Genomic DNA, 12,752 nt, shown 5'->3' with positions numbered 1-12,752 from the left:
GGACGGCGCAACAGCCCTGCTATGGGGCCCGCCCCAAGGGCTTTCAAGCGTCCAGGCCGGATTCCGCCTGAATCGCGTCCCCCAGCGCGTCCGCCGCCGCCTGCACCACAGGAATGACCCGGTCATAGGCCATGCGCGTGGGACCGATCACCCCGAGCACGCCCAGCACGCGGCCACCGGACACATAGGGCGCGGAGACCAACGAGACGCCTTCCAGCGGAGCCAGACCGGTCTCTTCGCCGATGAAGATGCGCACACCCGGCGCCTGCACGGTGCGCTCCAGCAGTTGCAGGATTTCGCGCTTCCGGGCGAACGCCTCGAACAATTCGCGCAGGCGATCCACGTCCGAGAGCTCCTGGACCCCCATCAGCCGGGTCTGGCCGGCCACGACCATGTCATCCCCACCCGGCAGCAGCACCTGCTCGGCCAACTCGACCGACTGGGCCAGCAGCGTCTCCATCTCCGACCGGGCGCTGCGCAGCTCACGCAACAACGTCGCCCGGATGTCCGCCACCGCGCGCCCGGCGAAATGGGTGTTGAGGTAATTGGCCACCCGCTCCAGCTCGCTGGCGTCGTAGGGGCGACGGGTCTGGATGATGCGGTTCTGCACGTCGTTGTCGGCCAACACCACGATTGCCAGAACGCGCTGGGCATCGATCGGCACGAATCCAATCCGCCGGAACGCAAACTGCGCCCGGTTGGGCACGCTCACCACGCCCACGAAGTGGGTCATCGCCGAGAGCAGTTCCGAAGCGCTGCCCAGCAACGCCTGGGTTCCCGAGCCGGCCGGCAATTCGCCGCGGAGGCGAGACACCTCGCCCTCCGGCAACGGCGAGACCTGCAACAGCGAGTCCACGAACAACCGGTAGCCCTGTGCCGTGGGCACGCGGCCTGCGGACGTGTGCGGCGCGCTGAGCAGCCCCACGTCCTCCAGGTCGGCCAGGATGTTACGGATGGTGGCCGGGCTGACATCGAGGCCGGCATGCCGCGCCAGTGTTTGCGACCCTACCGGCTCGCCACTCTGGATATATCGGCCGATCAGCGTGCGCAGCAGGTGCCGTGCACGCGGGTCAAGGATCGGGTCGGTCGGACGGCGGCTCATGCCGTTGATATAAGCGCCACGGACTGGGGACGCAAGCGCGCGGCACTGCGGCCGGACGGGCTGGTGTGGCCGCACGGCATACCTGGCCTCAAGCGCGAAGCGGTCTCGCCCCCTGCGACGCTGGCATGCCAGCCTGCCCACCCGCTTGGCCCTCCGGCCAAGTCCCGGCACAATCGCCCCGCATGCTCACCCACCTGTCCATCAAACAGTTCGCCGTCGTCACCGAAGCCGAATTGGCCTTCGGCCCCGGCCTGACCGTCATCTCCGGCGAAACCGGCGCCGGCAAGTCATTGCTGGTCGATGCGCTGGGGCTCATCTCAGGCCTGCGCGCCGACAGCAGCGTCGTTCGACACGGCGCCGAGCGCGCCGAGCTTGTCGCCGAGTTCACCCTCGCCGACACCCCGGCCGCGCTTACCTGGCTGCGCGAGACGGAACTGGACGAGGACGAAGGCTGTCAGATTCGCCGGGTCATCCGCGCCGATGGCGGCTCGAAGGCGTGGATCAACGGCCGACCGGTCACCCTGTCGCAACTGGCCGACCTGGCCGCGCGCCTGGTCGAGATCCATGGCCAGCACGAACACCAGGCCCTGATGTCCCGGCCCAGCCAACTGGCATTGCTGGATGCGTACGGGCGGACCGAATCACCCCGGGCCGGAGTAGTCGCCGCGGCCCGGCAGTGGACGGCGCTGCTCCAGGAACGCGAGGCGCTATCCGCCCGCGGGGACGTGGCCGAACGCACCGCGTGGCTGCAACACCAGTTCGCCGAACTGGATCGCGAGGCACTGGATGCCGAAACCATTGCCAAGCTGCAGGCCGATCACCGCCGGCTGGCGCACGCCACCGACCTCATTACGGCCTGCGACAACACCTTCGCCCGCGTGGGGGGCGACGAGGGGCCGTCGCTGACCCGGTTGCTCCAGCAGGCACGCCATGACCTCCAGCGCGTCTCCGAACACGAGCCCCGGCTGCTGGAAGTCGACACCATGCTCGACAATGCCGCCATCCAGATCGACGAAGCGCTGGTGCTATTGGACCGCGTCCGCAGCGACCTGGAGTTGGACCCCGAATCCTTCGAGGGGCTGGAACGCCGTCTCAGCCGACTGCACGAACTGGCCCGCAAGCACCGCGTGACGCCCGAGCAACTGGCCGCGCATCGCGACAGCATCGCCGAGGAACTTGAAGTACTGCGCACGGCGGGTGAGCGGGTGCACCAACTGGATGGCGAAATCGAGGCCGCCAAGGGCGCCTGGCAGCAAGCGGCCGCAGCCTTGACCGACGCGCGCCGTCAGGCCGCGCAGTCCCTGTCCGACAGCACGACAACCCTGATCGCCGAGCTGGGCATGGGCGGCGGTCGATTTGAAGTCGCGCTTGAGCCCACCCACGACGAGCGCCCCGACCCCAACGGCGCCGAACGCGTGGAATTCCTGGTGGCCGCCAACCCAGGCCAGCCCGCACGTCCCCTGCGCAAGGTCGCGTCCGGGGGTGAGCTGTCCCGCATCTCGCTGGCCATTGAAGTGGCAGCCCTGGGCCTGGATGCCGTGCAGACCATGGTGTTCGACGAGGTCGATTCCGGCATCGGCGGCGCGGTGGCTGACATCGTGGGCCAGAAGCTGCGGGCCCTCGGCGCCAGTCGCCAGGTGCTCTGCGTCACCCACCTGCCGCAGGTGGCCGCCAAAGGGCACGCCCATTACCGCGTCAGCAAGGCCGCCAGCGAAGGCATTACCCGCAGCGCTGTCCAGAAGCTGGATGCCAAGGCGCGGGAAGAGGAACTCGCGCGCATGCTGGGCGGCGTGGAATTGACCAAAGAGGCCCGCGCGGCCGCCAAACGCCTGCTGGCCGATGTCGACTGACCCGACGCCAAAGTCGATGCAGGCGCCCCTCCGCAAGGCCGGGCGTCCCCGCTGGGACCGGTTGCCCCGGCGCGGCGCGCGCCAGGGTCAGGCGCGCTTCTTGCGCACGTACAAAACCAGCGAGTGCGCCTCGATTTCGTAGCCGTACTTGGCCGCGATCTTGTGTTGCAGCGCCTCGATTTCCTCGCTTTCGAACTCGATGATCTTGCCGGTGTCCACGTCCACCATGTGATCGTGGTGATCGCCGCGATCCAGCTCATAGACCGACTGCCCGGCCTCGAAGTTGTGCTTGAGCACGAGCCCCGCCGCCTCGAACTGCGTCAGGACGCGATACACCGTGGCCAGGCCGATATCCTCACCCTGCTCCAAGAGATGCCGATAGATGTCCTCCGCCGTCATGTGGCGGGGCTTGGCCTGCTCGAGCAACTGCAGGATCCGCAAGCGGGGGTGGGTAACTTTCAAACCGGCATTGCGCAGGTCTTGCGATTCCATGTCGTCTCCATGAACGGACGGCACGCGGTGGGCGCGCAAACTTCCCTTCAGTGTATCATCGGCCTGATATCCGCCTGCCGCGAAGCCCAATGCGAAAGCTTGTCCTGGTCCTCACCGTCGCCCTTGCCACGTCCGGCTGCGGCATCGTCTATCGCCAGCCGATCTACCAAGGCAACCTGCTTGAGAAGAGCGCGGTTGACCAGTTGCAGGTCGGCATGAGCAAGCAGCAGGTTCAATTGCTCCTGGGCACGCCCTCGATTGCCGATCCTTTCAGCCAGAACCGCTGGGATTACACCGCCACGCAGCGCGTGGGCCGCCTGGCCCGCACCGAGAAGAAGAATCTGGTGATCTTCTTTGAGAACGATGCGGTCTCCCGCTGGGAAGGCGACTATTTCCCGGAGCAGGACGAGGAACTCGCCAGCTCTGCGCGCAAGCAGTTCGGGCCGAACCTGGCCAAGGACAAAAAGAAGGGGCGCTGACCCGCCACCCTCCGAACAGGGCCGCTGATCGCGGCCCTTTTCACATCAGCGGCCCTTCAAGGGGCGCGCCTCGGCACGCTTGCGGCGTGCCGTCATCGGGTCGATGGTCAGCGCGCGAAGCAGTTCCACGCGATCGCCGTCGGCCACCAAGGCCTCCGGCGCCGCCCTCGCCCCGAATATCGCGAACCCGGTGACGTCTGCGTCGGCGGTCCACCCGGCGGCTTCCACGGCGTCACGCACGCAGGCGCCGGACGGCAGGGTCACCTCAACTGCCTCATGGCGGCGCGGCCACGCCCGCACCACGTGCACCTTCACGAGACGTCGCCCCGGTCCGCGACCCGAACGAAATCATCGACCATCCGGTCGGCCAGCCCCTGGAAGCCGACGGCCATCGCGGCGCCCAGCAGCTTTACGGACGGCTCGAAATCCAGTGTCAGGGTGACCTTGCATGCGGACTCGTCGAGCGAATGGAACTCCCAACGGCCACCGAGCTTGCGAAAGGGGCCATCGATCAGCCGCATGTCGATATGGTGCGGGGGCGCAAGGGTGTTCTCGGTCATGAACCAGGTGCGCAGGGCGCCCATGCGCAGATCCAGCCGGGCGACCTTGCGCGACTCGCCCTCTTCCAGCACCTGCGCGGCTTCACACCAGTCAAAGCGCCGCGGATAAGCGGCCACGTCGTTGACCAGCGCGTACATGCGCGCGGCTGAATGCTCCACAAGGGCGGATCGGCGAATGGTTGGCATGGGTTGTCGCCAGTCGCCCCCACTTCGGGGACAATAGGCCCAATGGCAAAGAACAAGACTGGAAAGGATAAGGCAAAGGGCGCAGGTGGCGGCACCATCGCGACCAATCGCCGTGCCCGGCACGATTACCACCTGGAGCAGAAGTTCGAGGCGGGCTTGGCCCTGCAGGGCTGGGAGCTGAAAGCGATCCGCGCCGGACGCGCCAACATTGGCGAAGCCTACGCCCACATCCGCGACGGCGAGATGTTCCTGCACAACGCGCAGATCACCCCGCTCATTTCCGCATCGACCCACGTCGTGGCGGATGAGCGTCGCACGCGCAAGCTTCTGTTGCACCGGCGCGAGATCGACAACCTCATTGGCCGCATCCAGCGCGATGGCTACACCGCCGTACCCACGGCGCTTTACTGGAAAGGCAACAAGGTCAAGGCTGAAATCCACCTGGCCAAGGGCAAGCAATCGCACGACAAGCGCGATGCAAGCAAGGAACGCGACTGGCAGCGCGAGAAGCAACGCGTGATGCGCCGCCACAACAAGGACGCCTGAGTCCTCGCCGTGGGGCCAACCCGCACGAGCCCCCACGGCGGCGCCGTACGCCCGTTACTCTCCGGTTGTCGTTCAGGCGTTTACTGGCGCTTCGGGCCTCACCGCCTTGGCCCTACCGCCCGGTGCTGATGGCCGGCAGGCTGAAGTAGAACGTCGCCCCCTCGCCTTCGCGCCCCTCCGCGTGGACCTCGCCTCCGTGGCGCTCGACGATGCGCTTGACCGAGGCGAGGCCAATACCGTGACCGGCAAAGTCTTCCTGTCGGTGCAGCCTCTGGAACGGCCGGAACAGCTTGTCGGCGTAGTCCTGGGTGAAGCCGGCCCCGTTGTCGCGCACGTAGACCCCTAGCATGCCGTCTTCGACACCCGTGCTTCCGACCTCGATCCGCGCATTGGCACGGTCTCGCGTGAACTTCCACGCGTTGCCCAGCAGGTTGCCCAGCAGGTTGCGCACCAAGGTGGCGTCGCCTTCAACGGCTAAGCCTTCGGCGATGACCGCCTCCACCTTCCGTCCCGGTGAAGAGGCACTCAACTCTTCCATCACCTCGCCGGCCATGCGCGACATGTCGAGCCTTTCAAGGCGCATCTCGCCACGGCTGACCCGCGACATCTTGAGCAATGCATCGATCAGCTCGCCCATACGCCCGGCCGCCCTGCGCACGCGATTCAGGTAATCGACGCCCTCCTGATCCAGCACCGAGGTGTATCTCTCCGCCAGGATGCGGCTGAAGCCATCGATGGCCCGCAACGGCGCGCGCAGGTCATGTGACACGCTGTATGCGAAGGCCTCCAGCTCCTGGTTGGCATGACTGAGCTCGCGCGTTCGCAACGCCACCCGGGCCTCCAGGGTCCGATTCAGCGCGTGGACGCGCGCCTCTGCCCTTACCCGCTCGGTAATGTCCTCCACCTGCACCAAGGCGGCCAGGTCCTGTCCGATGTTGCCGGGAATGATCGAGAAGGTCAGCTGGACTTCGCGTATATCGCCATCGTGACGAACGACCTGTCGATTGGCCCGACGCACGCCCTCTTCGTCGACGGTCTCCCCCGTATTCCCTGCCGCAAACAACGCGTTTAGAGGCTGCCCCAGCAAAGATTCCCGGCTCCGTCCGACGATCCTGCACAGGGCTGCGTTCACACCGACAATCCGGTCCTCCCGATCGAGCTGCGCCTTGCCGATGGCCGAATGTTCGGCCGCAATACGGAAACGCTCTTCACTGCGGCGGAAGTCTTCCGTCATCCGCTCCGCCAGCTCGCGCGCACGGCCCTGGGTGCGCACGAGGATCCACGCCACCGCATAGAGCAGCAGCGAGACCAGAATCCCGAGTGCGCCGCTCCAGTACAGCCCTCCCAGGTGCGGTACCGCTTGCGCCAGTGGAGCGGACTTGAAATCGAAACGCCAACGGCGGCCGTAATGCTCCAACTCGAGGCTGTGCTCGAAGGCGGGCGATTCCTGCGCGGCGGGTGGAGCATCGTAGATCTCCCGGTCCCGTGACCGGGTCACATCGACAATCCGAAAAGCGACGTCCCCGATGCCCCCCAGCTCGCCCAAGGCCGCGTGGACGAGAGGTTCGGCCCGGAGCGGCACGTACACCCATCCAAGAAGGGCTTCGCGGCGCCCCGCAACGGTCGGCGGCTCCACCCCGCCCAAGTAGACGGGCAGGTACATCAGCATCCCCGCACGCGGGTCGGCTCCGTCCTGGACGAGTTGTACCGGCCCAGTCATACGCGGCAGGCCCGTCTCGGCCGCATCGGCCATGGCGCGTCGGCGCACGTCTTCGGCGTACATGTCGAAGCCGATGGCTTCGGCGTTCACCCGGGTGCGAGGTTCCAGATACAGGATCGGTCCGTAGTGGGAGCGAACGCCGCGTGGGCGGACCTCCAATCGACCGTAGCCTGAGTCCAGCCACTCCCGTTGCAGCGCGACCATCCGCCCTTGGCTCACGTAGCCGGCGAACCCCAGCCCGACCATCCCCGGGAACCGCTTTTCGACGTCCAGACGCTGGACATAGTCGTGCCACTGCCGAGGGGTCGGCCGGGCCAGGGACGCGAACAACGACGCGCCCCCGCGGAGCACCAACTCGTACTTGACCAGCCGCTGGCGGACACGCTCGGCCACCTCTTCGGCATCCTGCACAAATGCCTGGCGGGCGCTGTCCATTTCACGTTGATAGGCAACGCGCCACAGGGACATCACGATACCCAACGAACCCAGGAGGACCGCAAGCGCCAGCAGGTGCGCGCCCGGTCCGGATCGCCAGCGGTGTCCTCGGTCCTTCCCGGACGCAGGATCAAATGCACTCATGCGGGCGAGCATAACGCGTGGCTGTGGAGGGCACGTCATCTGAACGGCCGCCACATGGTGGGTCGCCACCCCTTGAGTACCGACCAGTCGCCCCTATACTGGTCACGTCAGCGAAAATGCTGTCCCCGGGGGTGCACTGGCTTCGACGGGGGTTGCGAAATCGCCTGGCGCATGCCGAGGGGGTAGCTTTCCTCGTAAATCCAGCTGCAAAACTCTAGTTGCCAACGACGACAACTACGCTCTCGCCGCTTAAGGCGTAAGCCCCGAAACTGCTTGTGTCCGTGCTCGCAGCGTAGGGTCATCATCACGGAATCGCCGGGAGTGGCTGCCTGTCAGCTCCTGGCTAACCTAAAGCAGGCTGGTCCTTGGGTGCGCTTTGCGCACCGTGCTGCCCCGGGACGAGATCCAACGGTGAGCTAAGCATGTAGTGCCGGGGATGGAGTGCCTTCGGACGGCGGTTCGATTCCGCCCACCTCCACCATCCACCTGGAAAAGCCCTTGGCATCGCCAAGGGCTTTTTCTTTGTCTGTCGTCAGAAGCCGAGCTTCGCGCCGGCGCCCAGCAATGTCGCCACGCCCAGCAGCGCGAAGATGCCCGCCGCGATCGTGTGCACCAGCTTCCTCGGGATCTTCGACGCCAGCTTGTCGCCCACGAACACCGCCGGGACATCGGCAATCAGCATGCCCAGCGTGGTACCGATGACCACGAGCAGCGGCGTCGCGTAATGGGCCGCCATGGCCACGGTGGCCACTTGGGTCTTGTCGCCCATTTCGGCCAGGAAGAAGGTGATCAGGGTGGCCCCGAACACGCCAAAGCGCTTGGCCACTTTGGTCTCCTCTTCCTCGATCTCGTCGGGGATCATTGTCCAGACTGCCATGCCGAGGAACGACAAGCCCAGCACCCAGCGCAGGACTTCGGGGCTGACGCTCGCGGTGATCCAGGCACCCAACGCCCCGGCCAGGCCATGGTTGATGATGGTGGCCACGAGGATGCCGGCAATGATCGGCAGCGGCTTCTTGAAGCGCGCGGCGAGGATGAAGGCGAGCAACTGCGTCTTGTCGCCGATCTCGGCGAGGGCCACGACACCGGTCGAAACGAGGAGGGATTCCATGGGACTTCCAAGGCCGGGCAACGGACGAATGACCACGATCCACCCCCGGCCATATCGGAGGCATCGTGGTCAAAGGTCTTGCCAGGAACGGGACTGCCTGCGCCATGGCCTGCGGGCCAAGTGTGTTGACGAAGGCCTCTTCCGAAGGAAGAGCGGCTACTCCCCAATGACCTTTTCATTATAGCCAAGAGGGGGAACAGCCGTCGATCGGGACCGGCCCCCTCATCACCATCAGACCCCTGACAATGACCTGGCGCAAAATCACGCCTCCCCAAAAGGAAACGGGCCGCATGCTGGCGGCCCGTTCCACGTTCAGCGGAAGATCCTGGGTACCGATTACGAGCGCAGCGGCACCAAGGTGATCTCGACACGACGGTTCTGCGCGCGGCCCGCCTCGGTATCGTTGCTGGCCACCGGACGGGTTTCGCCGGCGCCGACCAGGATGAATCGGTCACGCACCAGGCCCTTGCTCATCAGGTAGTGGCCCACCGAGGCGGCGCGGCGCTCGGACAGCTGCTGGTTGTAGCTGTCGGTGCCCACGCTGTCCGTGTGACCCGCCACTTCCACGATGGTCTGGTTGTACTCCTGCAGGGTCGCGGCCACGTCGTTCAACACCGGGTAGAACTGCGGCTGCAGGTCGGCGCGGTCAAACCCGAACGTGATGTTGCTCGGCATGTTCAGCGTGATGTTGTCGCCATTGCGCACCACCTCGACACCAGTGCCGGCCATTTTCTCGCGCAGGGCACGCTCTTGGCGGTCCTGGTAGTTGCCGATGGCGCCACCGGCGAGACCGCCGACACCGGCGCCGACCAGGGCGCGCTGGCGGCGCTCGGTGGCGTCGTCACCGGACAACAATCCGGCCACGGCGCCAACAGCCGCGCCAATGAGGGCGCCCTTCTGCGTGCGGCTCATGCCGTCCTGGCTGGTCGTGGTGTCGGCGCTACCGTAGGTGCCGCCGCCGGCCGTCGTTGCGCAACCGGTCAGCATGGCCGTGGACAGGGCAGCAGCAAGCGCGATCTTGAGCGTGTTGTTCATGACGTCATTCCTTGGGGGGTGTCGGGATGGGCACAAGCTAAACACGCCCCTGTCAGCAACGGGTGATGGCTCGCCTGCCCCGTTCAGCTTTCGGAAGGCATCAGGTTTACGGCACTCTCCGCATCCAGCCTGTGCTCCCAGTTGCCCATCAGCGAGAGGTAGAGCAGCTTGTCGAACTCGGTGCCGAATCGCCGGATGACGTCATCCGGGTCGGGGATCAGCTTGGCGTCGGCAATCAGGCCGAAGTGGACACGGCCGTTGTAGCTGAGGATGGAAATGCCCACGCCGATGGACCCGGTCTGGGGCACCCAGAACATCATTTCGCGCAACGCGCAGCCCGCCATGTACAGCGGCTGCTGCGGTCCCGGCACGTTGGTCGCCACGGCCGAGGCCTTGCGACTGAAGAGGTCCAGCGCGAGCGACTGCACCGGCGACGGTGCCATGCCCAACGCCGCCAGGAGGCCGTAGGCGACGATGGCCTGGCGTGAGTTCTTGAGCGCTTCCATGCACTCGGCCACCCGCTCGACCCTACGAATGGGGTTGGCCTCGCCCACGGGCAGATCCAGGAACACCAGCCCAAAGTGATTACCGAGCTTTCTTGCATGCTCGAGCGGTCGAAGGTTCACCGGGACCGTGGCGCGCATGGTGAGGCCATCGACCGTGGCGCCGCGTTCGACCATGTAGCTGCGCAGCGCGCCGGCTGCCGTGGCCATCAGCACGTCGTTGACCGTGCATTCGCAAGCGCGACCTACCGCTTTGACCTCCTCCAGGTCCAACGGCTCGGCCCAGGCGACACGCTTGCTGGGACCCAGGGCGCCACGCAGCAACGATGGCGGATCGTCCGACAAGGCAACCGCGTGCAGCAACTCGCGGGCGATCTCGCCGCCTTCCTTGGCCAACACTGCCGCCAGGCTGGGGTCGCGGTACATCTCCATGCCCTTTTCGACCACGCGCGTGCCCAACTTGACGTAGCGGTCCACCGCGCCCACCCGACGGGCCACATGGGCGTGATCATGCTTGAGCCAGGTGGCGTGCAGTTCGCTGCCATCGGCGGGGTCGCGCGTGGTGTCGGTCAGCGACAGCAGCACCTGCACCAATGCAATGCCATCGGCATAGCTGTGGTGGATGCGCGCGACCAGCGCGGAGCCCCCGCCATACCGTTCCACCAGATGGAACTGCCACAGTGGGCGGGCATGATCCAGCGGACTCGACGCCAACTGACTGACGAAGCGCTCCAACGCCGGCTTGTCGCTTCGCCCGGGCAGGGCCGTGGCCTGCACATGCCACTCAATGTCGAAGTCGCGGTCGGTGACCCAGGACGCACCGGTCGGGGTATCGACCGCCTTCTGCTTGAAGCGACGGTACGCGATGAAGCGCTGTTTGATCACCTCGCGCAGACGATCCAGGCTCATCGGTTCGGCGAACATCAGCACGCCGGTGATCATCATCGGGTTGGTGGGCCGCTCCATGCGCAGCCACGCCGTATCCACCTTGGACATGGCTTCCCGACGCGGCCCTTGGGGCCTGCGCGCACGCTGCCTGGGCGCCGCTGTGGCCATGCAACCCTCCCGTGGTCTGGTGGGAGTGAATCACGCAGCCGCGAGCAGCGTCAACGCGACTCCCGCAATGCCCGGTAGGCCGCCAATGCCGCATCGCGCCCCACCGCCAGGTCGACGATGGGGTGCGTCGGGTAATCCGGTGCCAGCCGCGCGGCCGAAGCCGGATCAACCCAGGGCGAAAAACGCTGCTTCACGGGCAGGCGCGCCAACTCGGGCACCCAACGGGTGATGTAGCGCGCCTCGGGGTCGAAACGGGTGGCCTGCGTGACCGGATTGAAGACCCGGAAGTACGGCGCAGCGTCGGCTCCGGTGCCCGCCACCCACTGCCAGCCCAAGGTGTTGTTGGCCAGGTCGGCGTCCACCAGGGTGTCCCAGAACCAGCGCGCGCCTTCCAGCCAATGCGCGCGCAGGTGCTTGGTCAGGTAACTGCCCACGATCATTCGCACCCGGTTGTGCATCCAGCCGGTCGCCCAAAGCTCACGCAGGCCCGCGTCGACGATGGGCACGCCTGTGCGGCCAGTGCGCCACCGCTCCAGCGTCTCCTCGCGCACGTTGGCCCATGCAAACTTGTCGAATGCGGGATTGAAGTTGTGCTGTGCCGAGCGCGGGAAATGGTGCAGGAGATGGTGGGCAAATTCGCGCCACCCCAGCTCGCGCAGCCACGCATCGGCGCCGGTCGCCGTCGCCGCCGATCGGGCGGACTGGATGCCGGCGGCCAACCGCCACGGAGCGATCTCGCCAAAGTGCAGGTGCGGTGACAGCCGCGAGGTGCCCACCTGGTCGGGACGGTCGCGTCCTTCGGCATAGCCGCTGAGCGCGCCGTCGACGAAGATCTCCAGCGCCGCGTGAGCACCGGCTTCCCCGGGCGTCCAGCTGTCCCAGAACGGAGCGTCCCAGCGGGGTCTGGGCACCAGCGCCAAGGCGTCCAGTGGCACGCCGGCGGGACCGGCGGGCGCCTCGGTCAGGGTGGCCGGAGGGTCCCACAGCGGCTCGGTATGCCACTGGGCCAGCGCTGCGCGCCAGAACGGGGTGAACACCTTGAAGGGCCCGCCCTGGCGGGTACGCACCGTCCATGGTTCGAACAGCAGACTGCCGTTGAAGCTTTCGACGCGCAGCCCCTGCCCCCGCAGCGCCTGCTTGATTCGGGCATCGCGTTGCTCGATCGACGGTTCGTAGCGCCGGTTCCAGAACACCGCCTCCGCGCCACTGGCATCAATCACGGCCTGCAGGATCGCGAGACTGGGACCATGGAACAGGCGCAGATGGGTGCCACGTCGCCGCAGCTCGGCATCCAGTGCCGCCAGCGAACGGTGGCGCCAGGCCAGGCTGGCCGCGCCGGGCGCCCACGGCGCCTCTTCATCCGGGGCATGGATGTACAACGGAAGCGGCGTGTAGCCCGCTTCAAGGGCCGCCCGCAGCGCCGGATTGTCGGCCAGGCGCAGATCGTTTCGGAACCACACCAAGGCGGTAGGCATCGTCGTCCGTGGGCTGTCAGGAACCGTGGATTCTGCCAGACATCACGGCGCCCCAACC

12 protein-coding genes, 1 other RNA gene and 1 riboswitch are annotated in these 12,752 nt (G+C 66.5%); of the genes, 4 read left to right on the top strand and 9 right to left on the bottom strand.

Going from position 1 to position 12,752, the window contains the following annotated elements:
* Positions 1–43: 43 nt before the first annotated feature.
* A complete protein-coding gene (gene hrcA / locus ACYVBS_RS10960; RefSeq protein WP_460823632.1) occupies positions 44–1,102 on the bottom strand; it encodes a heat-inducible transcriptional repressor HrcA in 1,059 nt (352 codons plus the stop codon).
* 182 nt (positions 1,103–1,284) lie between these two features.
* Here hrcA and recN point away from each other — a divergent pair, with 182 nt between their 5' ends.
* Complete coding sequence (recN, locus tag ACYVBS_RS10955) at positions 1,285–2,952, top strand: DNA repair protein RecN (protein WP_460823631.1); 1,668 nt, start codon at positions 1,285–1,287, stop codon at positions 2,950–2,952.
* A gap of 87 nt (positions 2,953–3,039) precedes the next feature.
* Here the strand turns inward: recN and fur are convergent, their stop codons facing one another.
* Entirely contained in the window at positions 3,040–3,444 is a 405-nt protein-coding gene (gene fur, locus ACYVBS_RS10950; RefSeq protein WP_460823630.1) for a ferric iron uptake transcriptional regulator, read from the bottom strand.
* Between the two features lie 89 nt (positions 3,445–3,533).
* On the opposite strand from fur, the gene ACYVBS_RS10945 reads away from it, so the two are divergent.
* Positions 3,534–3,923, top strand: coding sequence for an outer membrane protein assembly factor BamE (locus ACYVBS_RS10945; protein ID WP_460823629.1), 390 nt, complete (start codon positions 3,534–3,536; stop codon positions 3,921–3,923).
* 45 nt (positions 3,924–3,968) lie between these two features.
* Here ACYVBS_RS10945 and ACYVBS_RS10940 read toward each other — a convergent pair whose 3' ends face one another.
* Positions 3,969–4,238 carry an RnfH family protein gene (locus ACYVBS_RS10940; protein ID WP_460823628.1) on the bottom strand — a complete coding sequence of 90 codons (270 nt, stop codon included), beginning with the start codon at positions 4,236–4,238 and terminating at the stop codon, positions 3,969–3,971.
* Positions 4,235–4,669, bottom strand: a complete 435-nt coding sequence (locus tag ACYVBS_RS10935) for a type II toxin-antitoxin system RatA family toxin (RefSeq protein ID WP_460823627.1) — start codon at positions 4,667–4,669, stop codon at positions 4,235–4,237. The genes ACYVBS_RS10940 and ACYVBS_RS10935 overlap by 4 nt, the downstream gene beginning before the upstream one ends.
* Before the next feature lie 42 nt (positions 4,670–4,711).
* Here ACYVBS_RS10935 and smpB point away from each other — a divergent pair, with 42 nt between their 5' ends.
* On the top strand, positions 4,712–5,215 hold the full coding sequence (gene smpB / locus ACYVBS_RS10930) for an SsrA-binding protein SmpB (RefSeq protein WP_460823626.1): 504 nt from the start codon (positions 4,712–4,714) through the stop codon (positions 5,213–5,215).
* A 112-nt stretch (positions 5,216–5,327) separates the two neighbouring features.
* On the opposite strand, the gene ACYVBS_RS10925 is transcribed toward smpB, so the two are convergent.
* Positions 5,328–7,514, bottom strand: coding sequence for a CHASE domain-containing protein (locus tag ACYVBS_RS10925; protein WP_460823625.1), 2,187 nt, complete (start codon positions 7,512–7,514; stop codon positions 5,328–5,330).
* A gap of 127 nt (positions 7,515–7,641) precedes the next feature.
* Between ACYVBS_RS10925 and ssrA the strand changes: the two genes are divergently transcribed.
* Positions 7,642–7,995: a transfer-messenger RNA gene (gene ssrA / locus ACYVBS_RS10920) on the top strand.
* 51 nt (positions 7,996–8,046) lie between these two features.
* On the opposite strand, the gene ACYVBS_RS10915 is transcribed toward ssrA, so the two are convergent.
* From ACYVBS_RS10915 to ACYVBS_RS10900, 4 genes are all read right to left on the bottom strand, one after another.
* Complete coding sequence (locus ACYVBS_RS10915; protein WP_460823624.1) at positions 8,047–8,625, bottom strand: TMEM165/GDT1 family protein; 579 nt, start codon at positions 8,623–8,625, stop codon at positions 8,047–8,049.
* A gap of 9 nt (positions 8,626–8,634) precedes the next feature.
* Positions 8,635–8,802, bottom strand: a riboswitch (yybP-ykoY riboswitch).
* A 159-nt stretch (positions 8,803–8,961) separates the two neighbouring features.
* Entirely contained in the window at positions 8,962–9,660 is a 699-nt protein-coding gene (locus tag ACYVBS_RS10910; protein WP_460823622.1) for an OmpA family protein, read from the bottom strand.
* 83 nt (positions 9,661–9,743) lie between these two features.
* Positions 9,744–11,159: a WS/DGAT/MGAT family O-acyltransferase gene (locus ACYVBS_RS10905; protein ID WP_460823621.1), complete on the bottom strand. Its 1,416-nt coding sequence runs from the start codon at positions 11,157–11,159 to the stop codon at positions 9,744–9,746.
* 110 nt (positions 11,160–11,269) lie between these two features.
* Positions 11,270–12,694, bottom strand: a complete 1,425-nt coding sequence (locus ACYVBS_RS10900) for a cryptochrome/photolyase family protein (RefSeq protein WP_460823619.1) — start codon at positions 12,692–12,694, stop codon at positions 11,270–11,272.
* Positions 12,695–12,752: the final 58 nt, after the last annotated feature.

It is taken from the genome of Lysobacter olei, assembly GCF_054777355.1.
This window is presented reverse-complemented; position numbering and strand designations above follow the sequence as displayed.

Excerpts from the sequence above, each read along its gene's own strand:
- ACYVBS_RS10925 (WP_460823625.1), bottom strand. The coding sequence starts at position 7,514 with ATGAGTGCATTTGATCCTGCGTCCGGGAAGGACCGAGGACACCGCTGG.
- fur (WP_460823630.1), bottom strand. The coding sequence starts at position 3,444 with ATGGAATCGCAAGACCTGCGCAATGCCGGTTTGAAAGTTACCCACCCC.
- ACYVBS_RS10935 (WP_460823627.1), bottom strand. The coding sequence starts at position 4,669 with ATGCCAACCATTCGCCGATCCGCCCTTGTGGAGCATTCAGCCGCGCGC.
- ACYVBS_RS10900 (WP_460823619.1), bottom strand. The coding sequence starts at position 12,694 with ATGCCTACCGCCTTGGTGTGGTTCCGAAACGATCTGCGCCTGGCCGAC.
- smpB (WP_460823626.1), top strand. The coding sequence starts at position 4,712 with ATGGCAAAGAACAAGACTGGAAAGGATAAGGCAAAGGGCGCAGGTGGC.
- ACYVBS_RS10910 (WP_460823622.1), bottom strand. The coding sequence starts at position 9,660 with ATGAACAACACGCTCAAGATCGCGCTTGCTGCTGCCCTGTCCACGGCC.
- hrcA (WP_460823632.1), bottom strand. The coding sequence starts at position 1,102 with ATGAGCCGCCGTCCGACCGACCCGATCCTTGACCCGCGTGCACGGCAC.
- ACYVBS_RS10905 (WP_460823621.1), bottom strand. The coding sequence starts at position 11,159 with ATGTCCAAGGTGGATACGGCGTGGCTGCGCATGGAGCGGCCCACCAAC.
- recN (WP_460823631.1), top strand. The coding sequence starts at position 1,285 with ATGCTCACCCACCTGTCCATCAAACAGTTCGCCGTCGTCACCGAAGCC.
- ACYVBS_RS10915 (WP_460823624.1), bottom strand. The coding sequence starts at position 8,625 with ATGGAATCCCTCCTCGTTTCGACCGGTGTCGTGGCCCTCGCCGAGATC.
- ACYVBS_RS10945 (WP_460823629.1), top strand. The coding sequence starts at position 3,534 with ATGCGAAAGCTTGTCCTGGTCCTCACCGTCGCCCTTGCCACGTCCGGC.